The 22,516-nt window shown below is 74.2% G+C and carries 23 protein-coding genes; 14 read left to right on the plus strand and 9 right to left on the minus strand.

Going from position 1 to position 22,516, the window contains the following annotated elements; genetic code table 11:
* Positions 1-3: 3 nt before the first annotated feature.
* Positions 4-1,356, minus strand: coding sequence for an SCO2583/SCO2584 N-terminal domain-containing protein (locus IE332_RS12770; RefSeq protein ID WP_189915944.1), 1,353 nt, complete (start codon positions 1,354-1,356; stop codon positions 4-6).
* 114 nt (positions 1,357-1,470) lie between these two features.
* Positions 1,471-1,920 (minus strand): hypothetical protein, encoded by a 450-nt coding sequence (locus IE332_RS12775; RefSeq protein WP_189915945.1) that lies wholly within the window; start codon positions 1,918-1,920, stop codon positions 1,471-1,473.
* Between the two features lie 265 nt (positions 1,921-2,185).
* On the opposite strand from IE332_RS12775, the gene proC reads away from it, so the two are divergent.
* On the plus strand, positions 2,186-3,013 hold the full coding sequence (gene proC / locus IE332_RS12780) for a pyrroline-5-carboxylate reductase (RefSeq protein ID WP_189915946.1): 828 nt from the start codon (positions 2,186-2,188) through the stop codon (positions 3,011-3,013).
* A gap of 240 nt (positions 3,014-3,253) precedes the next feature.
* Entirely contained in the window at positions 3,254-4,468 is a 1,215-nt protein-coding gene (locus IE332_RS12785; protein ID WP_229928560.1) for an MFS transporter, read from the plus strand.
* A gap of 27 nt (positions 4,469-4,495) precedes the next feature.
* Here IE332_RS12785 and IE332_RS12790 read toward each other — a convergent pair whose 3' ends face one another.
* Positions 4,496-5,017: a hypothetical protein gene (locus IE332_RS12790; protein WP_189915947.1), complete on the minus strand. Its 522-nt coding sequence runs from the start codon at positions 5,015-5,017 to the stop codon at positions 4,496-4,498.
* A 119-nt stretch (positions 5,018-5,136) separates the two neighbouring features.
* On the opposite strand from IE332_RS12790, the gene IE332_RS12795 reads away from it, so the two are divergent.
* The 5 genes from IE332_RS12795 (at position 5,137) to IE332_RS12815 (ending at position 9,322) form a co-directional block, all read left to right on the plus strand.
* Positions 5,137-6,333, plus strand: a complete 1,197-nt coding sequence (locus tag IE332_RS12795; RefSeq protein ID WP_189915948.1) for an acetoin utilization protein AcuC — start codon at positions 5,137-5,139, stop codon at positions 6,331-6,333.
* 234 nt (positions 6,334-6,567) lie between these two features.
* Positions 6,568-6,777, plus strand: a complete 210-nt coding sequence (locus IE332_RS12800; protein WP_045699258.1) for a helix-turn-helix domain-containing protein — start codon at positions 6,568-6,570, stop codon at positions 6,775-6,777.
* 188 nt (positions 6,778-6,965) lie between these two features.
* Entirely contained in the window at positions 6,966-7,064 is a 99-nt protein-coding gene (locus IE332_RS12805; protein WP_003948845.1) for a 30S ribosomal protein bS22, read from the plus strand.
* Between the two features lie 148 nt (positions 7,065-7,212).
* Positions 7,213-8,307, plus strand: coding sequence for an NAD-dependent epimerase/dehydratase family protein (locus IE332_RS12810; RefSeq protein ID WP_189915949.1), 1,095 nt, complete (start codon positions 7,213-7,215; stop codon positions 8,305-8,307).
* A 7-nt stretch (positions 8,308-8,314) separates the two neighbouring features.
* Positions 8,315-9,322, plus strand: coding sequence for a lysophospholipid acyltransferase family protein (locus IE332_RS12815; protein WP_189915950.1), 1,008 nt, complete (start codon positions 8,315-8,317; stop codon positions 9,320-9,322).
* 86 nt (positions 9,323-9,408) lie between these two features.
* Here the strand turns inward: IE332_RS12815 and IE332_RS12820 are convergent, their stop codons facing one another.
* From IE332_RS12820 to IE332_RS12830, 3 genes are all read right to left on the minus strand, one after another.
* Positions 9,409-10,713 carry a DUF5667 domain-containing protein gene (locus IE332_RS12820; protein ID WP_189915951.1) on the minus strand — a complete coding sequence of 435 codons (1,305 nt, stop codon included), beginning with the start codon at positions 10,711-10,713 and terminating at the stop codon, positions 9,409-9,411.
* A 270-nt stretch (positions 10,714-10,983) separates the two neighbouring features.
* Entirely contained in the window at positions 10,984-11,757 is a 774-nt protein-coding gene (locus tag IE332_RS12825; RefSeq protein ID WP_373313727.1) for an ECF subfamily RNA polymerase sigma factor, BldN family, read from the minus strand.
* A gap of 608 nt (positions 11,758-12,365) precedes the next feature.
* The gene (locus IE332_RS12830) at positions 12,366-13,379 is read right to left on the minus strand and encodes an HAD family hydrolase (RefSeq protein ID WP_189915952.1); all 1,014 of its coding nucleotides are present in this window, start codon (positions 13,377-13,379) and stop codon (positions 12,366-12,368) included.
* Positions 13,380-13,716: 337 nt separating this feature from the next.
* Between IE332_RS12830 and IE332_RS12835 the strand changes: the two genes are divergently transcribed.
* From IE332_RS12835 to hemB, 7 genes are all read left to right on the plus strand, one after another.
* A complete protein-coding gene (locus IE332_RS12835; RefSeq protein WP_189915953.1) occupies positions 13,717-13,992 on the plus strand; it encodes a glutaredoxin family protein in 276 nt (91 codons plus the stop codon).
* 163 nt (positions 13,993-14,155) lie between these two features.
* A complete protein-coding gene (locus IE332_RS12840; protein ID WP_189915954.1) occupies positions 14,156-14,902 on the plus strand; it encodes a 3'-5' exonuclease in 747 nt (248 codons plus the stop codon).
* 107 nt (positions 14,903-15,009) lie between these two features.
* Positions 15,010-15,906: a redox-sensing transcriptional repressor Rex gene (locus IE332_RS12845; RefSeq protein ID WP_189916223.1), complete on the plus strand. Its 897-nt coding sequence runs from the start codon at positions 15,010-15,012 to the stop codon at positions 15,904-15,906.
* 25 nt (positions 15,907-15,931) lie between these two features.
* Positions 15,932-17,275: a glutamyl-tRNA reductase gene (locus IE332_RS12850; RefSeq protein ID WP_189915955.1), complete on the plus strand. Its 1,344-nt coding sequence runs from the start codon at positions 15,932-15,934 to the stop codon at positions 17,273-17,275.
* 41 nt (positions 17,276-17,316) lie between these two features.
* A complete protein-coding gene (gene hemC / locus IE332_RS12855; protein ID WP_189915956.1) occupies positions 17,317-18,324 on the plus strand; it encodes a hydroxymethylbilane synthase in 1,008 nt (335 codons plus the stop codon).
* Complete coding sequence (locus IE332_RS12860) at positions 18,321-19,970, plus strand: bifunctional uroporphyrinogen-III C-methyltransferase/uroporphyrinogen-III synthase (RefSeq protein WP_189915957.1); 1,650 nt, start codon at positions 18,321-18,323, stop codon at positions 19,968-19,970. The genes hemC and IE332_RS12860 overlap by 4 nt, the downstream gene beginning before the upstream one ends.
* A gap of 74 nt (positions 19,971-20,044) precedes the next feature.
* Positions 20,045-21,022 (plus strand): porphobilinogen synthase, encoded by a 978-nt coding sequence (hemB, locus tag IE332_RS12865; protein WP_189915958.1) that lies wholly within the window; start codon positions 20,045-20,047, stop codon positions 21,020-21,022.
* Positions 21,023-21,212: 190 nt separating this feature from the next.
* Here hemB and IE332_RS12870 read toward each other — a convergent pair whose 3' ends face one another.
* The 3 genes from IE332_RS12870 to IE332_RS12880 form a co-directional block, all read right to left on the minus strand.
* A complete protein-coding gene (locus tag IE332_RS12870) occupies positions 21,213-21,479 on the minus strand; it encodes a hypothetical protein (RefSeq protein WP_189915959.1) in 267 nt (88 codons plus the stop codon).
* A 213-nt stretch (positions 21,480-21,692) separates the two neighbouring features.
* The gene (locus IE332_RS12875; RefSeq protein ID WP_121174808.1) at positions 21,693-22,037 is read right to left on the minus strand and encodes a rodlet layer protein; all 345 of its coding nucleotides are present in this window, start codon (positions 22,035-22,037) and stop codon (positions 21,693-21,695) included.
* Positions 22,038-22,119: 82 nt separating this feature from the next.
* Positions 22,120-22,464: a rodlet layer protein gene (locus tag IE332_RS12880; RefSeq protein ID WP_189915960.1), complete on the minus strand. Its 345-nt coding sequence runs from the start codon at positions 22,462-22,464 to the stop codon at positions 22,120-22,122.
* Between the last annotated feature and the right edge of the window lie 52 nt (positions 22,465-22,516).

Consider the following 22,516-nt stretch of genomic DNA (forward strand, 5'->3'; position numbering starts at 1 on the left):
CGGTCAGTTGCGGCTGATCGTGCCGCAGCCCTCGGTCTGCTCGACGTCCTTGCTGCGGTCGTACGGGTCGATGGCGGGTCCGGTCGGCCGGGAGCCGGGGGTGTCCTGCCGCACCGGCGCGAACTGGTCGAACTGCGGGTGGAAGAAGCCGTCGTAGACGTCGCAGGCCGAGTTGGCGGGGTCCGTCTGGCTCTTGGCGTAGACGACCTTCTTCGGCTGGACCTGGTAGCGCCCCGGGTCGTAGAAGCGGAACGTGTCGACCCGCCGCACGATCGTCCGGGTGGTCCAGGTGTCCCCGGCCACGTCGTCCGTCCGCTCGACCAGGCCGGCCGGCCGGGGAGTGCCGCCGCCCTGCGGCGCGGCCGGCTTCGCCGGCTGCGGGGCACGGGTCGTCGGCTGGGGCGCAGCGGCGCGCTTGGCGGCCTCCGGGCCGGGGCGCAGCGCGTACACGAAGCTGAAGTCGGTGTGGATCAGGACGCCCTTGTCCCCGTCGCCCTCGTAGGTCATCCGGCCCTGGACCTTGACCGTGTCGACCACCGGGATCGCGTCGCGCGGGTCGAACCGGCTGAACAAGTTGGTCGGGTCGTTCTCCTTGGACGGGTGCTCCAGTGCGGCCCTCGCCTCGTCCTGGTCCTGCCGCTCCAGCAGCGCCAGGGCGGCGTCCGGCCGGCCGCCCGCGACCACGGCCGGGTCCAGGTTGGCGGCGATCAGGTAGTCCTTGACGGACTGCAGTTGCGAGGCCACCTGGGCGGTCGTGAAGACGCCGGTGGCCTGTGCCTCGGGGAGGACGAAGGCCTCGGCGCCGTTCGGCCAGCCCTCGGCGGGGGAGCCGGCCCAGGGGTGGGCGACGGTCGGCTGCTGTTCGTCGGCCTTCGGCGGCGCGGTGGTCGGCCTGGCCGTCTCGGGGGCGACGGTCGGCACGGGGGTGTGGGCGGCGGAGGAGCCGCCGAAGCGGCTCGTGTACCAGCTGCGCAGCCCGTCGATGTTGAGCGCCGCGAGCAGCACGGCGACGGTCAGCGCCACGTAGAGCGGTGTGCGCCAGCGCGAGGCGCGCGGTCGCACGTTCCCCCAGGCGTCGAACACCGGGGGCTTCGGCTTGCGGCCGAAGCGGCGCTTGGGCGCGGGGCCGTCGTTGACCGAGCGGCGGCCGCCCGGGTCGACCGGCGGGGTGTGCTTCCACCGGGCGCTCAGCATGCGGGTGCGCCCGCTCTGTTCCTTGACGGCGGCGCCCCGGACGAATTCCTCGTCCAGGACGAGGTCGGCGAACGGGTCCTTCGCGCCCGTCCCGGACGGGTCGGACCCGCCCGGTTCACCGCCCCGGTCGGGGCGCGGTTCTGGATCTTCGGCTATCGGCATCGCGCCAGTATGACGACGGGGTGTGACGATGCGCCGATCAGGGGCACACCACGTGGTGAACTCGTGTCCGTCGGGCGGCGCTTCGCCCCGCTTCGTCCCGGAACCGCGCCGGGCTCAGGACTTGCCGCGCGCCTGCTTGACCGACCCCACCACCCCGGCGATCGCCAGCAGCAGACCGGCGGGCAGCAGCGAGATGAAGAAGGCGCCGAACAGACTGGAGTCGCCGAGGAACAGCTGCGCCAGGGTGTTCAGGGCCAGCAGCCCGCCGGCCGCCGGCAGCGCCGACTGCCACGGGTGGTCGTTCGCCCACCGGCGCAGCCGTCGGTCGGCGGTGTCGCGGCGCAGTTGCCCGCCGACGGTGCCGACCAGGAAGAAGAAGAACAGGGCCCAGCCGGCCGGACCGGCCAGCATGCTCAGCGACCAGCTCCCGGAGATCGCCTCGATCCCCAGGGATGTCGCCCCCACCACCGCACCGACCCCCGCGGCGGTTCGCCACGGTCCCACGGTCGCCGAGGCGACGGCGAGTTGCCGGTTCTCACGTCGGGACATGTCGTCGTGTGCCATGGCTCAACGGTGCGCCCGCCAGGGCCCGGAGGCCATAGGGGAACCCCCTGGTTTTCTCCCTAGGGGCGGATCCGGGGCGGACCCGGGGCGGCCTCGGGTCGAACGCCGGGGCGGCGGGTCGAAAGCCGGGCCGACCGGCCGCCCCGGGCCGCGCGACCACGGGCCGACCGGCCGCCCCGGGCCGCGCGACCACGGACCGGACGGTCCCGCCGGGCGCCGCCGCGCGGTGCGAGGATGGCCGCAGTACCGAGGCAAGGAGCGGACCATGGGCAGCAGCGCGGCACACGGACAGAAGATCGCCTTCCTGGGCACCGGCAAGATCGGGGAGGCCCTGCTCTCCGGTCTGCTGCGGGCCGGCAAGGACCCGGCGGACGTCCTGGTGACCGCCCGCCGTCCCGAGCGCGCGGCCGAACTCGCGGCCCGGTACGGCGTGGTGGCGGCCTCCAACGCCGAGGCGGCCAAGCTCGCCGACACCCTGATCCTGGCGGTCAAGCCGCAGGACATGGGCACCCTGCTGGAGGAGCTGGCGCCGCACGTCAGCGCGGACCGCCTGGTGATCTCGGCCGCGGCCGGTGTCCCGACCGCCTGGTTCGAGGAGCGGCTGGCGGCGGGCACCCCGGTGGTCCGGGTGATGCCCAACACGCCGGTCCTGGTGGACGAGGGGATGAGCGTCATCTCCGGCGGCTCGCACGCCACCGAGGAGCACCTGGTGCGGGCGGAGGAGATCTTCAGCTCGGTCGGCAAGGCGCTGCGGCTGCCGGAGTCCCAGCAGGACGCGGCCACCGCGCTGTCCGGCTCCGGACCGGCGTACTTCTACTTCCTGGTCGAGGCGATGACCGACGCGGGCATCCTGCTGGGTCTGCCCCGTCAGGTGGCGCACGACCTGATCGTGCAGTCGGCGATCGGCGCCTCGGTGATGCTGCGGGACTCCGGGGAGCACCCGGTGAAGCTGCGCGAGGCGGTCACCTCCCCGGCGGGCACCACCATCGCGGCCATCCGCGAGCTGGAGAACCACGGGGTGCGGGCCGCGCTGCTGGGCGCCCTGGAGGCGGCCCGGGACCGCTCCCGGGAGCTGGCCTCCGGCGGCAAGTAGCCCCGGCCACACCCCAGCACACCCCGGCACGCCCCGGCCACCCCCCAGCACGCCCCGGCCACCCCCCGGCACGCCCGGGACACCCCGGAACGCCCGGAATTCGCCCGGGAGGCGTCCGGGACCGGACCGGACGGACCCTGCGCGACCCCTCCCGCAATCGCGGCGCACCGCCTACGCTCTCGCCAACATCGTCCTACCGGCCGGTAGCGAGGTCGCCAGGAGACCCGTGTGGAGGTCCGTGTGAGTGCCCCGCCGTCCGTGCAGCCCGTCCCGTCCCCGGTGGCGCCCGGCCTTCGGGTCGGGCGGGCCGCGCTCGCCGTCAGCTTCCTGCTCCAGGGCACCACCTTCGCGCTGCTGGTCACCTGCATCCCGGAGATCCAGCACCGGTACGGGCTGAGCGACGGGCTGCTGCCGGTCTTCCTGGCCGCTGTGCCGGTCCTGGCCGGGGCCGGCTCGATCGCCTCGGAGCGGCTGGTGAAGCGCACCGGCGCGCGGGCCGTGCTGCGGGTGGTCCAGCCCGCCGTCTGCCTCAGCCTGGCGGCCGTCGGGCTCGGCGACGCGCTCTGGCAACTCGCGCTGGCGCTGGGCGCGTTCGGGCTGCTGGTGGGGGCGCTGGACGCCAGCATGAACATGCTCGGGGTGGGCCTGCAGCACCGCTACGGCCGCTCGATCATGATCGGTTTCCATGCCGCGTTCAGCCTCGGCGGCATCGTCGGCGCGGCCCTGGCGGGTCTCGGCTCGCACTACGACCTCGGGCTGCCGGTGCTGTTCGGCACCGCCGCCGCGGTGGTCGCCCCGCTCGCGGTGCTCACCGGCACCAGGTTCGCCGGCCCCGCCGAACTCGGCGACGCCGTCCGGGAGGCCGCCGAGGCCGCCGCCCGGTCCGTTCCCTGGCGGCCGCTGCTGCCGCTCTGCCTTGCGATGGCCTTCGCGTACATCGCGGACGCCTCGGTCTCCAACTACAGCGTCAAGTACCTCACCGACGGCCTGGGCAGCCGGGAGGACCTCGCCAAGCTCTCCTACCTCGGCTACATGTGCGCGATGCTGCTCGGCCGCGCCCTGGGCGACCGCGCGGTGCAGCGCTTCGGCGCGGTCCCGGTGGTCCGGGCCGGCGCCGCGCTGGCCGCGCTCGGCTTCGGGCTGGCCGCGGTCGCGCCCGCCGCCTGGGCCGGCATCGCCGCGTTCACCGTGCTCGGCTTCGGCATCTGCGCGATCATCCCGCAGGTGTTCGCGGCCGGCGGCCGGCTCTTCCCGGCCGACTCGGACGCCGCGGTGGCCCGGCTGAACCTCTTCAACTACGTGGGCTTCCTGATCGGTTCGCCGCTGGTCGGCGCGATCGCCGACGCGAGCTCGTACCGCTGGGCGCTGCTCGCCCCGATGCTGCTGGTGCTGGCCGTCCTGCCGCTGGCCGACCGCTTCGCCCCGGCGCCGGTGTCGGCCCCCGCCGTCACGTGACGACGGGGGCCGAAGGCGGGGCGGGGGTCAGCTGATCACGGTCTGCAGCTCGGGCAGGCCGGTGAGCGAGCCGCCCTCCCGGACGTCGCTCGGACCGCCCACCTGGCCGAACTCGTAGTAGACGTACGTCGCCCAGTTCACCGTGTAGGGCCCGGCGCCCCAGGACGGAGTGTCGGCGATCTTCACGGTGAGCGTGACGGTCTTGGTCGCGCCCGGCGCGATCGGCGCGTTGAAGTGGAAGTTGGCGCTGTTCCCGCTGATCACGCAGTCGACCGTGTCCCCGGTGCAGCCCGTGACGGTGAAGGCCCCGCTCGTATTGGCCGGCCAGGTCGGCGAGACGGTCTCGTAGGCGAAGTAGATGTCGCTGGTCTCGGTGTTGGTGAGGGAAAGCGTCAGGGTCAGCTGGTCACCGGCCCTCGCGGTCGGCTTGTCGACGGCGAAAGCGGGTCCGCTGCCCGCGGCGGAGGCCGGCTGGGCGGCGAAGAACAGGCCAAGTCCCAGTATCGCAGCGAGAATTACCCCAAGGCGTTGCACGCTGAATGGCTTCATGGCGGAGACGATAGGGAGTCGTGAAGGTTTTGTCTGTACCGCCTCAATAGCGCCTCGCCGTTGACCCCGGGCGCGCCCTGGCGGCGGCCCGTCCGCCCCCACCCGCTACGGTGGAGGCCATGCCCGAAGCCGAGCGTGACACCCCCTGCGGCCTGCACCTCTTCTGGGACGAGGCCGTCACCGCCTACGACTTCGGCCCCGGCCACCCGATGGACCCGACCCGCCTCGCCCTCACCATGCGCCTGGTCGAGGCGCTCGGGCTGGACGCCGGCCCCGGGGTCACCGTGCGGTCCGCGCCGCCGGCCGGCGACTCCACGCTCCGGCTGGTGCACACCCGCGAGTACGTCGAGGCGGTGAAGCACGCCGGTGCCCACCCCGAACAGACCGACGCCCGGCACGGCCTCGGCACCGACGACAACTGGGCCTTCCCCGCCGTCCATTCGGCCTCCGCGCTGATCGCCGGCCAGTCGGTGGCCGCCGCCGAGGCGGTCTGGCGCGGCGAGACCCCGCACGCGGTCAACTTCGCCGGCGGACTGCACCACGCGATGCCCGGCAAGGCCTCCGGCTTCTGCATCTACAACGACCCGGCGCTCGCCATCGCCCGGCTGCTCGAACTCGGCGCCGAGCGGGTCGCCTACGTCGACGTGGACGTCCACCACGGCGACGGGGTCCAGGAGGCCTTCTGGAACGACCCGCGGGTGCTCACGGTCTCCCTGCACGAGCACCCCGCCACGCTCTTCCCGCAGACCGGCTGGCCGATGGAGACCGGCGGCCCGGACGCCCCCGGCTCCGCCGCCAACCTGCCGCTGCCCGCGGGGACCGGCGACGCCGGCTGGCTGCGCGCCTTCCACGCCCTGGTGCCCGACCTGCTGGCGGCCTTCCGGCCGCAGGTCCTGGTCACCCAGCACGGCGCCGACACCCACCTGGAGGACCCGCTCGCGCACCTCGCCGTCACCGTGGACGCCCAGCGGCTGATCGCCGAGGAACTGCACGACCTGGCCCACCGGCACACCGGCGGCCGCTGGGTGGCCACCGGCGGGGGCGGCTACGCGGTGGTGGACGTCGTCCCGCGCTCCTGGACCCACCTGGTCGCCACCGCCGCCGGCCGGCCGGTCGACCCGGCCACCGAGACCCCGGAGCCCTGGCGCGCCGAGGTCCACCGCCGCACCCGCCGCCCGGCCCCGCTGCGGATGACCGACGGCGCCCGCCCGGCCTGGCGCGACTTCGAGGCGGGTTACGATCCGGCCGACCGGCTCGATCAGGCCATCCTCGCCAGCCGCCGCGCGGTCTTCCCCCACCACGGCCTGCTGGCCTGACCGGCCGCTCCGGCCCCGCCCCGGCCGGGTCCGGCACGGCGGTGCGTACGCGGGGCGGTGCGATCCGCCGATCGGCTACGTACTGCAACAGTCCTATCTCTCACCGTACGAGGACTGCACTTCCCCTCTTCCCACTGGTACCACCCATAACTACTCTGGGGATACACGTGTGCCGGTGGAGTCACCGGAGGGGAAGCCGGTGCCTTGCACACGGGTAAGGGTCGGGTGATGGTCATGAGTTCCGTGGAGCGTCCCCTGCAGGAAGTCGTCTTCCTGACCGTGGCGGAGGTCGCCGCGGTCATGCGGGTGTCCAAGATGACGGTGTACCGACTGGTGCACAGCGGAGAACTGCCGGCCATCCGGGTCGGACGGTCCTTCCGGGTGCCCCAGCAGGCGGTGCACGAGTACCTCAAGGAGTCCTACGTGCGGCTCGAGAGCGCGTAGCACCCCGTCGGCCGGGGCGGTCCACAGCCGTGGATCCGCCCCGGTTCGCCGGAGATTTCCCCTGAGTTTCCCGGTTGCGAGGGGCACGATTACGGCCCCGGCCACGCGGACGGTAGGCTAGGCCCTCACGTCAGTCGTATGGACTCCGTCTCTCACGGACGAGAGTCTCAGTGAGCGAGGGTTGTTCCGTGGGCTCTGTCATCAAGAAGCGTCGCAAGCGTATGGCCAAGAAGAAGCACCGCAAGCTTCTCAAGCGCACTCGCGTTCAGCGTCGCAACAAGAAGTAAGCGCCCCCGGCCGCGCCCAGCGCGCCCAGCGCTTCCACCGCCCGTCCGGCCCCCGTGGCCGGGCGGGCGGTGTCGTTTCACGGCCCGGCAGGGTGGCGCGGTACGGTGCACGCAAGCCGCTCGGGCCGAGGGAATGGGGTGCAGCACCGTGGGCGTGGTCGTGCTCGTCACCGGCGTGGCACGCCATCTCGGTGCCCGCTTCGTCGCCGAGGTCCGCCGCCGTCCGGGGGTGGACCTGGTCGTCGGCGTGGACGTGCAGCCGCCCCGGCTGCCGGTCGAGGAACCGGCCGGCCCGGCCGCCCCGTACCGCTTCCACCAGCTCGACCTGCGCCGCCCGGCGCTGTCCCGGGTGCTCGCCGAGCACCGGGTGGACACCGTGGTGCACCTCAGCGTCAGCGCCACCGGCCTGGGCTCCACCAACCGCTCCGCGGTGAAGGAGTCCAACGTGATCGGCACCATGCAGCTGCTCGGCGCCTGCCAGAAGGCGCCCGGGGTGAGCCGGCTGGTGGTGAAGTCCACCACCGGCGTCTACGGTTCCGCGCCCCGCGACCCGGCCGTGTTCAGCGAGCGGATCCAGCCCAAGGACCCGCCCGGCGGCGGCTTCGCCAAGGACGCGTCGGAGGTCGAGGGGTACGTCCGCGGCTTCGCCCGGCGCCGCCCGGACGTCGCGGTGACGGTGCTGCGCTTCGCCAACATCGTCGGCCCGGACGCGGACACCCCGCTCAGCGAGTACTTCGCGCTGCCCGTGCTGCCGACCGTCCTCGGCTACGACCCGCGGCTGCAGTTCGTCCACGAGGACGACGCCGTCGCCGTGCTCTGCCGGGCCTCCGGCGAGCCCGAGCCGGGCACCGTCAACACCGGCACCTTCAACGTGGCGGGCGAGGGCGTCCTGCTGCTGTCCCAGTGCGCCCGACGGCTCGGCCGGCCCACCCTGCCGCTGCTGCTGCCCGCGGTCAGCTGGATGGCCGTGCTGGCCCGGCAGACCCGGCTGGTCGACGTCTCGCCGGAGCAGCTGCGGCTGCTCACCCACGGCCGGGTGGTGGACACCACGCGGCTGCGCGAGACCTTCGGCTACCGTCCGGCCTTCACCACCCCCGAGGCCTTCGCCGACTTCGCCGCCGCCCGCGGGCCGGGCCTGCTGCCGCCCGAGCGGCTGGCCGCCGTCACCGACCGGCTGGCCGCGCTGCTCGGCCCGGAAGGGTCCGCCGCCGTACCGAACCGCCCCCGCCGACCGAGGAGCTGAACCCGCGATGAGTGCCGCAGCCGAGAACGCGCCGGGCCGGGCCAAGGTCATCCCGATCGAGTCCGCCCCCAGCTGGACCTCGCCCGAGGGCGCCGGCCTGGCCGACCGGCTCGCCGGGGCCGTCGGCGGGGCGCTGTCCGGACCGCTCGGCCCGGCCGCGACCCGGCTGTTCGGCAAGGGCTGGGAGGGCCGCGCCGCCGAGGGACTGGCCTTCCTGCGCCGCCGGGTCACCGGGGACTACGAGGTGGACGAGTTCGGCTTCGACCGGGAGCTCACTGAGGAGGTGCTGCTCTCGCTGCTGCGCCCGCTGGCCGAGAAGTACTTCCGGATCGACGTGCAGGGCGTGGAGAACATCCCGGCCGAGGGCGGTGCGCTGATCGTCGCGAACCACTCCGGGACGATCCCGCTGGACGCGCTGATGACCCAGGTGGTCATCCACGACCACCACCCGAACCGGCGGCACCTGCGGATGCTCGCCGCCGACCTGGTCTTCGTGCTCCCCGGGATCAACGAGCTGGCCCGCAAGGCCGGCCACACGCTGGCCTGCAACGAGGACGCGCAGGCGCTGCTGGAGCGCGGCGAGGTGGTCGGGGTCTGGCCGGAGGGCTTCAAGGGCATCGGCAAGCCGTTCTCCGAGCGCTACAAGCTCCAGCGGTTCGGCCGCGGCGGGTTCGTGTCCTCGGCGCTGCGGGCGCGGGTGCCGATCGTGCCGTGCTCGATCGTCGGGGCGGAGGAGACGTACCCGATGATCGGCAACGTGAGGACGCTGGCCCGGCTGCTGGGCCTGCCGTACGTGCCGATCACGCCGACCTTCCCCTGGCTGGGCCCGGTCGGGATGCTGCCGCTGCCGACCAAGTGGACGATCCGCTTCGGCGAGCCGATCGCCACCGACACGTACCCGGCGGAGGCCGCGGAGGACCCGATGCTGGTCTTCGACCTGGCCGACGAGGTGCGGGAGACCATCCAGCACTCGCTGTACCAGCTGCTGGTGCAGCGGCGCTCGGTGTTCTTCTGACCTTCTGACCTTCGGGCCTCAGGGCCCCAGGGCAGGCGAAGGGCCCGGCGGATATCGCACTCCGCCGGGCCCCGCGCACACCCCGGTCAGCCGCCGAGGATCCGCAGCCCGGGCAGCAGGCCCGGGACCAGTGGGGGCACCTCGACGCCCTGCTGCCGGTCCGCCTCCGGGACGCCGGGCGTGCCGGACGGCTGCGGCGCCTGCGACGGGGCCGCGTCGGCGCTGGGCGAGGGCTTGGTGCCGGTGAGCCCGCTGGTGAGGTCGCCGACCAGCCCGTTGACGGCGTCCGGCGCGCTGGTGGGCAGGGTGCTCGGCAGGCCGCCGCCCTTGCCGCCGCTGCCGCCGGTCGCGCCGGTGCCGGGGAGGACCGGGGCGTGGTCGGTGGCACCGGGGCGGTTGCCGCCGGTGGCGCCGCTGCCCGGGGCCGGTCCGCTGCCCCGGCCCGCTCCGGAGCCGTCGGCCGGGGTACCCGCGGGGGATCCGCCGGTCGACTCGGCCGAGCCGTCGCCCGCCCCGGAGCCGCCCGTGCCACCGCTCTTGGCGGGGGGCTGGGCCAGCCGCAGGGGCGCGACGTCCTCGCTTATGTCGTCGAAGAGCTGGTTCACCAGGTCGGCCTGCTGGGTGAGCTGGACGGGCAGCTTGCCCTGGAGCTCGCTCCAGCGGCCGTCCTCGTCGTGGGCGAAGCCGGCCAGCGCGCGCATCGGGTCGAGCGAGCCGTTGCTGCGGTAGACCGAGCGCAGCAGCTCGCGGCCCTTGAGCGCGTCGGCGTGCATGTCGTCCAGGGCCCGCCGGACCTGCTCGACCGTGCCCGGGCTGAGCCCGCCGGCCGGACCGGTGCGGCCGACCAGGGTCTTGGCCTCGCCGAGCCGGGTGGCGGCGTTGTCCAGCAGCAGTTCGCCGCGCTCGGAATCGGAGCCGGCGAAGTCGAGCCGCAGGCCTTCCAGTCCGCGCTTCAGCCCGTACAGCGTGTCCCCGGGGACGGCGCCGGTGCTCGCGGCGGCGGCACCGGCCAGGCTGCCGACGGCGAGCCCGGCGACGAGTCCGCCGATCGCGAACCGGCGGCTCCAGCGGCCGCGTGGCGCCGTCCGGATCGCCCGGTGGCGGCGCTGGCGGGGCACCGCGGCCCCCGGTCCGCCGGCGAAGGCCTGCTCGAACGCGGCCATCAGCTGGGCGCGTTGGACCGTCCGGACCTCCTGGTCCAGCACCGGTCCGGGTAGCGCTCCCAGCGCGTCGGTCAGGCCGACCAGTTCGACCATCGCGGCCGAACCGGCGCCGGTGCCGGCGGCGTCGGCCGACTCCGCGTCGGCCGTGCCGCGTTGCTCCGTCCGGTGGGCCTCCAGCGCCTCGGCGAAGGCCTTCGCCCGCCGGTGCTCCAGCACGTTTGCCGTCACGGGCCACACCTCCCTTCGTCGTTGTCGACACCCCGGCCCGCCGGACGGTTGCCCCGGCTGGCCAAAGCCACTCCATCGGGTGACGGGTCGCAATTCGGCTTGACCGTACGCCTGGTGGAGGCTTGCACCGTGGCCAACGAGCGGTGCGGGCGGTCGGTTACGCACGGCTGATCATCGGATCGACCGTTCACTCTGACGTGTCGGTCGGGCGCGGACGGTGACGGCCGGCCGGGCGGCCCTCCGGCTATGTCCCCCTCGGTCACGGCCGGCTCACCGCGCGTCGGGCGGGAGCAGCCGGGCCAGGGTGCGCACGGCGCGGTACTGCAGGGTCTTGATGGCACCCTCGTTCTTGCCCATGATCCGGGCCGTCTCGGCGACCGAAAGCCCTTGCAGGAAGCGCAGGGTGACGCACTCCTGCTGCTGCGGGTTGAGCCGGCGCACCGCGTCCAGCAGGGCGGCGTTGGAGAGCGACTCCAGCACCGACTCCTCCGGGCTGCGCTCGCACTCGTTGGAGTCGAGCATCTCGCCGGTGGTGACCTCCAGCCGGAAGCGGCTGGACTTGAAGTGGTCGGCGACCAGGTTGCGGGCGATGGTGACCAGCCAGGCGCCGAAGTCCCGGCCCTGCCAGGTGAAGGTGCCGATCCGGCGCAGCGCGCGCAGGAAGGTCTCGCTGGTGAGGTCCTCGGCCGTGGCCCGGCTGCCGACCCGGTAGTAGATGTACCGGTAGACGGTGTCCGCGTAGTGGTCGTAGAGCCGGCCGAAGGCGTCGCTCTCGCCGGCCTGGGCCCGCTCGACCAGCTCCATGATCGGGTTGTGCTCGGTCTCGTACCCGGGGCCGGTCGTCGTCCGGGCGCGGCCGCGGCCGACGCCGGTGGTGCCGGTGCGGCCGCGCGCCCCGGTGCCGGTCGAGCCGGCGGCGGTGGTGCGCAGCGCCAGGCCGGTGCCGTGCGGGTGGCCGAACGGTCCGCCGGCGGTCGCGAGTTGGGGCGAGGCGGCGAGCTGGCTGCGGAGCAGCGTGCGCAGCAGGTCCAGGCCGGTGGAGATCTGCCGCTCGGCGGCCGGGCGGACGCGGTGGCCGGAGCGGGGGCGCAGGGGCGCGGACGACGGGCGGGAGGGTGCAGGCGCGTCGTTCCGGACGGGTGGGTACACGGGACTCCCAGAGGCAGAACTGTGGACGGATCACCTCCGCCTGCGCGGAGAGCACTCCCCGAAGCGTCCGTTCGAGCGGGACGCGTGGTGACGTGCATCCAGGAGAGAATAACGCTTTGTGCAATGACAGCTACACCGTGTGGTCGAAGTGGTCGTTTGGGATCCAGTTGTTGTGCATATTCGGCTGACACTGACCGGAGCTGTCATCGTTCATCCGGCTCAACGTGATCGAACGGGCGCCCAGGGTGACCAATTCGGCGGTCTGACGGGCGGTTTCCCAGCCTTGAGGCTCGGCAACCCCCGACTTTCCCGGTCTGGCGAACGATCAGAACCGGTCACCGGCTGACAGGTTCGCTCAACCACCCCGGACTCGCCTGTGATGCAAGGGAGTTCGCCCGTAAGAGCGGCCAGCTCAGGGCCCTGGTTGACGCCCGCTCACCCGCCCGGGGGAACGGGCCGGGTGAGCCCGCGCGAGCGCCGGTGACGGCCGCGGGAGGGTGGGATCAGGCGCGCCGGCGACGGCGGTGCAGTGCCACCGCGGCGGCCGCGCCGCCGGCCAGCACGCCGACCGCGGCCGCGGCCGGCAGGCCCACCCGGGCCGCCTTCCGCCCGGTCCGGAAGTCCCGCACCCGCCACCCCTGGGCCCGGGCGTGGCGGCGCAGCGCGCCGTCCGGGTTCACCACGTACGGGTGGCCGACCAGCGAGAGCATCGGGATGTCGTTGGCCGAGTCGCTGTACGCGGCGCAGCGGTCGAGGTCGAGGCGCTCGCGGCGGGCCAGCGCGCGGACGGCGGCGGCCTTGGCCGGGCCGTGCAGCAGGTCGCCGACCAGACCGCCGGTGTACCGGCCGTCCCGGGCCTCGGCGACGGTGCCGAGCGCGCCGGTCATGCCGAGCCGCCGGGCGATGATCCGGGCCACCTCCAGCGGGGCGGCGGTCACCAGCCAGACCCGCTGGCCGGCGTCCAGGTGCATCTGGACCAGGGCGCGGGTGCCCGGCCAGATCTTGTCGGCGACGACCTCCTCGAAGATCTCCTCGCAGATCGCCTCCAGGTCGGCGGTGGGCTTGCCGGCGACGATGCCGAGGGCGGTGTTCCGGGCGTCCGAGATGTGGTCCGGGTCCTCGGCGCCGTGCAGCCGGAACCAGGCCTGCTGCCAGGCGAAGCGGGCGATGTCGCGGCGGGTGAGGAAGCCGCGGCGGTAGAGGCCGACGCCGAGGTAGAAGATCGCGGCGCCGCGCAGGATGGTGTTGTCGCAGTCGAAGAAGGCCGCGGCGCGGGGGTCGTCCGGGTCCGGGGTGTGGTTCTCGGCCGGGGCCTTGGGGGTCTTCCCGGGCCTGGCCGCGGCCGGAGCCCCGTCGGCCTCCCGCGGGGTCGGCGCGTCCGTCGCGGGGGCGGTCGGCGCGGGCCCGGGCTCGGCGGCCAGTGCGGCCTCGGCAGCCTCGGCGGCGGCCTCGCCGGCCAGGGCGCTCCGCTCGCTGGTGGAACGTCTCGACTGGGTGAGCCTTCGGAGCACGGCCATGGCATCGAGCATAGCCAGCCGGGCACGCGGAGGCCGTGACGGAGCCGTGCCCACGAGGTGAACAGCTCCACCGGGCACCGGGCGGACACCCGACGCGCCGGGCGGGCCCCGGGCACGCCCTGGGCGGGCCAAGGACAGGCCGGGCGCCCCGCCCCGAGCCGAAGGGCCGTGCCGGTGCCGAAAGGGAGAAGCGAGGGAGCGAGGCACGAGCGAGGGAGCGCCGACCGTCGGCACCGGGTCCGAGCGGCCCGGAGGCGAGCGGGCGAGTGGCAGTGCGGGCGAGTGGCAGTGCGGGCGAGTGGCAGTGCGGGCGAATGACAGCGCCCACAATGGGCTGGTGAGCCCACTGCTGCGACGCAAGACCCCCAAGCCCGCGGACCGTACCGTGACCCTGGTCGGCAAGCCCGGCTGCCACCTCTGCGACGAGGCCCGCGAGGTGATCGTCCGGGTGGCGGGCGAGCTGGGGGCGTCCTTCGAGGAGAAGGACATCACCCAGGACGAGGAACTGTTCCGCCGCTACTGGGAGCAGATCCCGGTCACCCTGATCGACGGCCGGCAGCACGACTTCTGGCGGGTCGACGAGCGGCGGCTGCGCGCGGCCCTGGGCGGCTGAACGGCCCCTCGCGCCGGTGTCCGCGCCCCCGCCGATCGGCGGGGGCGCTTCGCCGAATCGTTGCCAAACGCACGCCGTTTCGGCTTGGGGCGGGGCGGGTTGGTCGGCTTACGATCGAACGCGTTTGCGCCCGTGGGGGGCTGAGCACACGAGGAGTGTCGCCATGCTTCCCGGTCCGACACCTGGCACGCCCGAAGGCCCGTCCGGGGCCCGGGGCTTCGCCGTGGTGGACGTGGAGGCGACCGGCCGCAGCCCGTGGCGGCACCGGGTGGTCGAGGTCGCCGTGGTGCTGCTCGACGAGCGGCTGTGCCCCGAGGGGGAGTTCGCCACCCTGCTGGACCCGCTGGGCCCGGTCGGCCCGACCCATGTGCACCGGATACACCAGGGCGACGTCGAGGGCGCCCCGCGCTTCCGCGAGATCGCCCCGCTGCTGCTGGAGCTGCTGGCCGGGCGGGTGCTGGTCGGCCACCACGTCACCTGTGACCAGGCCTTCCTGGATCGCGAGTTCGCCCGGATCGGGGTGCCGCTGCCGCCCGTCCCGCTGCTGTGCACGATGGAGCTGGCCCGGGTCCACCTGCCGGAGGCCCCGAGTCACGGCCTGGCGGCCTGCGCGGAGGCGGCGGGCCTGGGCTGGTACCCGGCGCACACCGCGCTGGGCGACGCCCGGGTGACGGCCGACCTGCTGCGGCACTGCCTGGGCGCCCCGTCCTGCCCGCGGGACGACTGGGCGGGCCCGCTGCGCGAGGCGGCCGGGGTGCCCTGGCCGCGGCTGGGCCGGGCGCGGTCCCGCCCGTCCGGAGGGGGCGTCCCGCTGCTGCGGCGGGAGGCTCCGTACGGCCCCTGGCTGCCCGGTTCCCAGGCCCCGGAGGTCGTGCTGACCCAGGCCGCTGCTATGGGTTCGACGGCGTGATGCGCATCACTGTGCCCGGACAAAACGGACACCATCTTTGTGCACACGTTCACAAACGCATAGCCTGGCTGCCAAAGCCCAGCTTCACCCACAGGAGCACCGTGGCAATCGGCCGATCACCACAGAGCAGTTCGCAGACGCCCGACCAGGGCGCCGCGCGCCGACCCTCGCGTGCCCGGGGCATCCCGGAGGCGACCGTCGCCCGCCTTCCCCTCTACCTGCGGGCCCTCACCGCGCTCTCCGAGCGCTCGGTGCCGACCGTCTCCTCCGAGGAGCTGGCTGCCGCGGCCGGCGTGAACTCGGCCAAGCTCCGCAAGGACTTCTCCTACCTCGGCTCCTACGGCACCCGCGGCGTCGGCTACGACGTCGAGTACCTCGTCTACCAGATCTCCCGCGAGCTCGGCCTGACCCAGGACTGGCCCGTGGTCATCGTCGGCATCGGGAACCTCGGCCACGCCCTCGCCAACTACGGCGGCTTCGCCTCCCGCGGTTTCCGGGTGGCCGCCCTGCTCGACGCCGACGCGAACGTGGTCGGCACCAGCGCGGCCGGCCTGCCGGTGCGCCACATGGACGAGCTGGAGTCGATCGTCGAGAGCCAGCACGTCTCCATCGGCGTGATCACCACCCCGCCCGGCGCGGCCCAGCAGGTCTGCGACCGGCTGGTCGAGGCCGGCGTCACCAGCATCCTGAACTTCGCCCCGACCGTGCTGACCGTCCCGGACGGCGTGGACGTGCGCAAGGTGGACCTCTCCATCGAGCTCCAGATCCTGGCGTTCCACGAGCAGCGCAAGGCCGGCGAGGAGCCCGACGACCGCGCCGAGTCCGTGCTCGACCGCGCCCCCGGCCCGGTCCGCGCGGCCGCCGCCAAGCTGCGCCGCGCGGCCGGCGGCAGCGGCAAGGGCCGGGGCGCCGCCGAGCCGGCGCCCAAGGACCAGGCCGAGCCGGCCAAGGGAAAGTCCGCCAAGGGCGGCGACGGGGATCTCTCCGCGGTGATGCCCGCATGAACACCGAGAGCTGTGGGGGGCGGGCATGAGCCTTCTCGTCGTAGGGCTGAGCCATCGCACGGCCCCGGTCGGGGTGCTCGAGCGCGCCGCGCTGACCGGCGGGGTGCCGACCCGGCTGCTGCACGACGCGGCCGCCACCGCGACCGTCGCCGAGGCCGCGCTGCTGAACACCTGCAACCGGATCGAGCTGTACGCGGACGTGGACAAGTTCCACGCCGGCGTCGCCGAGCTGTCGCTGCTGCTGGCCCACCACAGCGGGGTGGACCTGGAGGAGCTGACCTCCCACCTGTACGTCCACTACGAGGACCGCGCCGTCCACCACCTGTTCTCGGTGGCCTGCGGGCTGGACTCGATGGTGGTCGGCGAGGGCCAGATCCTCGGCCAGCTGCGCGACGCCCTGGCCAAGGCCCAGGAGGAGCACACCGCCGGACGCGGCCTGAACGAGCTGTTCCAGCAGGCGCTGAGGGTCGGCAAGCGGGCGCACAGCGAGACCGGCATCGACAAGGCCGGCCAGTCGCTGGTCACCTTCGGCCTGGAGCAGGTCGCGGCGGGCGCGGGCGAGATCGCCGGCAAGCGCGCGCTGGTGGTCGGCGCCGGCTCGATGAGCTCGCTGGCCGCCGCCACCCTGGTCCGCTCCGGCGTCACCGACCTGCTGATCGCCAACCGCACCGCGGCCCGCGCCGAGCGGCTGGTGGAGATCCTCGGCCCGGACGTGGCCCGCACCCTGGACCTGGCCAAGGTGCCGGAGGCGCTCGCCGACGTCGACCTGGTGATCTCCTGCACCGGCGCGGCCGGTGTGGTGGTCAAGGCCGAGGACGTGGCCGCCGCCGTCGCCCTGCGCCCGGCCGGCCGGGGCCCGCTCGCCCTGCTCGACCTGGCCATGCCGCGCGACGTCGACCACGCCGTGCACGAGCTGGACGGCGCCCTGCTGGTCGACCTGGAGAGCCTCTCCCACGCGCACGCCGCCACCCCCGGTGCCGGCGACGTCGACCAGGTCACCCGGATCGTCGCCGACGAGGTCACCGCCTTCGGCGCCGCCCAGCGGGCCGCCCGGATCGCGCCGACCGTCGTCGCGCTGCGCTCGATGGCCTCCGACGTGGTCGCCGCCGAGCTGGGCCGGCTGGAGTCCCGGCTGCCCGACCTGGACGAGCGGTCCCGCGCGGAGATCGGCCAGACCGTCCGCCGCGTCGTCGACAAGCTGCTGCACGCCCCGACCGTCCGGGTGAAGCAGCTGGCCGCCGAGCCCGGCGGCGCCTCCTACGCGGAGGCCCTGCGCGAACTGTTCGACCTCGACCCGGCCGCCGTGCACGCGGTGTCCGGCACGCCCGTCGGCGGCGCGCCCCAGCCCTCCGCCGGGGGCACCAGATGAACCGTCAGCCATCCCACGAGTACCACCGGGACGATCACCCCATGAATGGTCAACCGATCACCGAGCAGCCCTCGGCCACCGCGGCACTGCGGCTCGGCACCCGGCGCAGCGCCCTCGCCATGGCCCAGTCGGGCATGGTGGCCCGCGAGGTGACCAGGGTCACCGGGCGCCCCGTCGAGCTGGTCGAGATCACCACGTACGGCGACACCTCCCGCGAGGCGCTGGCGCAGATCGGCGGCACCGGCGTGTTCGTCTCCGCGCTGCGGGACGCGCTGCTGGAGGGCCGGATCGACTTCGCCGTGCACTCGCTCAAGGACCTGCCCACCGCCGCCCCCGAGGGCCTGGTGCTGGCCGCCGTCCCCGAGCGGGAGGACGTCCGGGACGCCCTGGTCGCGGCCGAGGGCCTGAACCTGGACGAGCTGGTGGAGAAGCTGGCCGGAGCCGGCCGCCCGGCCCGGATCGGCACCGGCTCGCCCCGCCGGATGGCGCAGCTGAACGCCTGGGCCACCGCCCGCGGCGCCCAGCTGGAGACCGTCGCGATCCGCGGCAACGTGGACACCCGGATCGGCTACGTGGCCGGCGGCGAGCTGGACGCGGTGGTCCTGGCCACGGCCGGCCTGAACCGGCTCGGCCGCGCCGCCGAGATCTCCCAGCACCTCGACCCCGAGCTGATGGTCCCGGCCCCCGGCCAGGGCGCGCTCGCGATCGAGTGCACCGCCGCCGACCCGGACCTGGCCGCCGCGCTCGCCGCCCTGGACCACGCCCCCACCCGGGTCGCCGTGGCCGCCGAGCGCGCCCTGCTGGCCACCCTGGAGGCCGGCTGCTCGGCGCCCGTGGCCGCGCTGGCCACCTGGGGCCGGGAGAACGAACTGCGGCTGGACGGTGTGGTCGGCAACCCCGACGGATCCGCCCTGCTGAAGATGTCCGCCAATGGTCCGATCGTCCTCGACGAGACCGCCGAGCGGCAGGCGGTGGCCCTCGGCCGCGCGCTGGCCGGCCGGCTGCTCGACGGGGGCGCGGCCGCCCTGATGGGGGAGCGAGCCCGATGAGCCCCACCGCCGCCACCGACGCCCTGTTCCCCGCCGGGCAGCCCGCCACCGGACGGTGCACCTTCCTGGGCGCGGGCCCCGGGGACCCGGGCCTGCTGACCCTGCGCGCGGTCGAGGTGCTGTCCACGGCCGACGTGCTGGTCGCCGACCCGCTGACCGCCGCCGCCGTGCGCAGCCACTGTCCGGCCGCCGTACAGGTGCACGCCCCGGCCGCCGAGGGCACCGACTTCGACCTGGCCAAGGTCGTCGCCGAGGCCGTCCGCTCCGGCAAGCACGTGGTCCGCACCGTCGACGGCGACCCGGGCCTGGACGGCTGCGCCGCCGAGGAGATGCTCCGCTGCGCGGGCGACGGGATCCCCTTCGAGGTCATCCCGGGCGTCGCCCAGTCGGTCGGCGTCCCGGCGTACGCGGGCGTCCCGCTGCGCGCCGGCGCCGGCACCGACGTGCGCTTCGTGGACGGCGCCCAGCTGCTGGCCGGGGGGCCGGTCGACCTGGGCGCGCCGGAGACCACCCTGGTCGTCCGCACCACCCTGGGCCAGCTGCCGGCCACCGCCAACGCGCTGGTCTCCAACGGCCGCAAGCCGGAGTCCGCGCTCAGTGCGACGCTCTCCGGCACCACCACCCGGCAGCGGACCTTCACCTCCACGCTGTCCGCCATCGCGGCCGACCTGAAGGCCGCCCGGGTGCTGCCCTCGCCGGTCTCCGCGCCGGTGGACCCGGCCACCTCGGTGATAGCCGTGGTGGGCGAGCAGGTCGCCCACCGGGCCTCGCACTCGTGGTTCGAGACCAAGCCGCTGTTCGGCTGGAACGTCCTCGTGCCGCGCACCAAGGAGCAGGCCACCGGCCTGTCCGAGCAGCTGCGCTCGTACGGCGCGGTGCCGCAGGAGGTGCCGACCATCGCGGTCGAGCCGCCGCGCACCCCGCAGCAGATGGAGCGGGCCATCAAGGGCCTGGTCACCGGCCGCTACGAGTGGATCGCCTTCACCTCGGTGAACGCGGTGCGCGCCGTCCGGGAGAAGTTCGAGGAGTACGGCCTGGACGCCCGCGCGTTCGCCGGGATCAAGGTCGCGGCGGTCGGCGAGACCACCGCGCAGGCCCTGGTGGACTTCGGCGTGAAGCCCGACCTGGTGCCCTCCGGCGAGCAGTCCGCCGCCGGCCTGCTGGAGGACTGGCCGCCGTACGACCCGGTCTTCGACCCGATCGACCGGGTGCTGCTGCCGCGCGCCGACATCGCCACCGAGACCCTGGTGGCCGGTCTGGTCGAGCTCGGCTGGGAGGTCGACGACGTGACGGCGTACCGGACGGTGCGCGCCTCGCCGCCGCCCGCCGAGACCCGTGAGGCGATCAAGGGCGGCGGTTTCGACGCGGTGCTGTTCACCTCGTCCTCGACCGTCCGGAACCTGGTCGGCATCGCGGGCAAGCCGCACAACGTCACGGTCATCGCCTGCATCGGCCCGGCCACCGCCAAGACCGCCGAGGAGCACGGCCTGCGGGTCGACGTGATGGCCCCGGCGCCGTCGGCGGCCGCGCTGGCCCAGGCCCTGGCAGACTTCGGGGCCAAGCGCCGCGACACCGCGACGGCCGCCGGTGAGCCGGTCTACCGGCCCAGCGAGCGCCGTCCGGGTTCGCGCCGCAAGGCCCGCTGAGGATCCTCAACCATGAGGCCGGGGGCGGCGGTTGCTCGCCCCCGGCACTGCACGACCGTTCGGAGAGAGAAGCCGTGTCCGCTGAATTCCCGTACGTACGTCCCCGCCGGCTGCGCCAGAGCCCGGCGATGCGCCGACTGGTGGCCGAGACCCGGCTGCACCCGGCGGAGCTGATCCTGCCCGCGTTCGTGAGCGAGGGCCTCACCGAGGCGAAGCCGATCGCCTCGATGCCCGGCGTGGTCCAGCACACCCGGGACACCCTGCGGAAGGCCGCGGTGGAGGCGGCCGAGGCCGGCGTGGGCGGCATCATGCTGTTCGGCCTGCCCGAGGTGAAGGACGCCGTCGGCTCCGAGGGGACCAACCCGGACGGGATCCTGCAGCAGGCCATCCGCGACGTGGTCGCCGAGGTCGGCGACCAGCTGGTGGTCATGTCGGACCTCTGCCTGGACGAGTTCACCGACCACGGCCACTGCGGCGTGCTGGCCGAGGACGGCAGCGTGGACAACGACGCGACCCTGGCGCGCTACGCCGAGATGGCCGTGGTCCAGGCCGAGGCGGGCGTCCACATGGTCGGCCCGTCCGGCATGATGGACGGTCAGATCGCGGTGATCCGCCGGGCGTTGGACGAGGCCGGCCACCAGGACGTCAGCGTCCTCGCCTACACCGCCAAGTACGCCTCCGCGCTGTACGGCCCGTTCCGCGAGGCCGTCAACTCCTCGCTCAAGGGCGACCGCAAGACCTACCAGCAGGACCCGGCCAACGCCCGGGAGGCCCTGCGCGAGCTGGAGCTGGACCTCGCCGAGGGCGCGGACCTGGTGATGGTGAAGCCGGCCATGCTGTACCTGGACGTGCTGCGGCAGGTCGCCGACGCCTCCCCGGTGCCGGTGGCCGCCTACCAGATCTCCGGCGAGTACTCGATGGTGGAGGCGGCCGCCGCCAACGGCTGGATCGAGCGGGAGCGCACCATCCTGGAGACGCTCACCTCGATCCGCCGGGCCGGCGCCGAGCAGATCCTCACCTACTGGGCCGTCGAGGCCGCTGGAATGCTCTGATACTCGCCCGCTCACCTCCGGGGCGCTCCGACCCGGTGCCGACGGTCGGCGCTCCAAGGCCCTCGTTCCTCGGGCCTCCTCGCTTCTCCCTTTCGGCACCGGCGCGCCCCTTCGGTTCGGGGCGGGAGTGTGCGGAAAAGCGGAAGGCCGGGCCGCTCCCCCCGCGGGGAGCGGCCCGGCCTTCCGGCTGTTACTGCCAGCCCTTGATGTGCGCGAAGCCCTCGCCGCCGCCGATCAGGTCGGTGGAGGTGGCCGCGCCGCCGCCGAAGCCGCCGGCGGCGACGTCGGTGGTGTGGGCGATGCCCCAGCCCCCGCCGGCCACGAACGGCTCGTCGGCCGAGGCGACGATGCCGCCGCCGCCCGCGAGGCCGACGTGGGCGAAGGCCGGGGTGGCGGCACCCGCGAGTGCCAGGGCGGCGGTGACGGTCAGTGCGGCCTTGGCCAGCGTGCTCTTCATGGATCTGCCCTCTCTCTGGGAGCGCCCCCGCGGGCGCTCTGACACGTGTTCACATCCGGCCGTCCGGCCCGGCGCCCCACGCGCCGGGCCGGACGACCGGTCACCCGGCCGGTCCGCCCGGTGGCGGCCGGCCGGACACCTCGTCCGTCACAAGCCCGGAGGGCCCGGGGAGACCTTCCTCCCCGGGCCCTCCGTCCGTGCCGTGCCCCTTGATCAGCCGATCAGGTGCGAGACGCCCGCGTCGCCCGAGGACTGGGTGTTCTGGCCGACGTTGCAGATCTGCTTCGGGGTGCTGTTCAGGACCGGAACCTCGACCGGAACCGCGACGCCGATCACGGCGACGGCGATGTTGTGGACCTCCGGCAGGCAGATGTTCGCGTTGTCCAGGGTGTGGAAGTTCGGGCTGCCGTTGCCGTGGGTGCCGGTCTGGTTGGTGCCGCCGTTGCCCTGGACGGAGGTGGCGGCGCCGTCCGAGTCGACGATGGCGGAGGCCGAGCCGGCGGACATCGCGATGGCGGCGGCGGCCAGGCCGGCGGCGGCGAGGGACTTCTTGATCATTTCCGGTTTTCCTCTCGAGGGTGAATCGGGGAGCGATTCGAAGGTGGATCAGAGGGTGGTGCAGGGTGAGCTGAACGGAGCGTCAGCCGATCAGGTGGGACACGCCCGCGTCGCCGTGGCTCTGGGTGCCCTGGCCCTGGGTGCAGTACTGCTTGCCGCCGCTGTTGGCGATCGGGACCTCGACCGGAACGGCCACCCCGAGCACACCGACGGCGATGTTGTGGATCTCGGGGAGGCAGACGTTCGCGTTGTCCAGGAAGTGGAAGTTCGGGCTGTTGTTCCCGACCGTGCCGGTGAAGTTGGTACCGCCGTTGCCCTCGATGGAGGCGGCGGAGCCGTCCGCGTCACCGATGGCCGAGGCGGGCGCGGCTGCGGCGGCCAGCGCGGCGACGGCCAGGCCGGCAGCGGCGAAGGACTTCTGGATCATGGGGAGATCCCTCTCTGAAATGCTTGGATTCCGTGCGTACAACGCGTAGAAC

Origin of the sequence: Kitasatospora xanthocidica, from assembly GCF_014656195.1 — a bacterium.
Lineage (GTDB): Bacteria > Actinomycetota > Actinomycetes > Streptomycetales > Streptomycetaceae > Kitasatospora > Kitasatospora xanthocidica.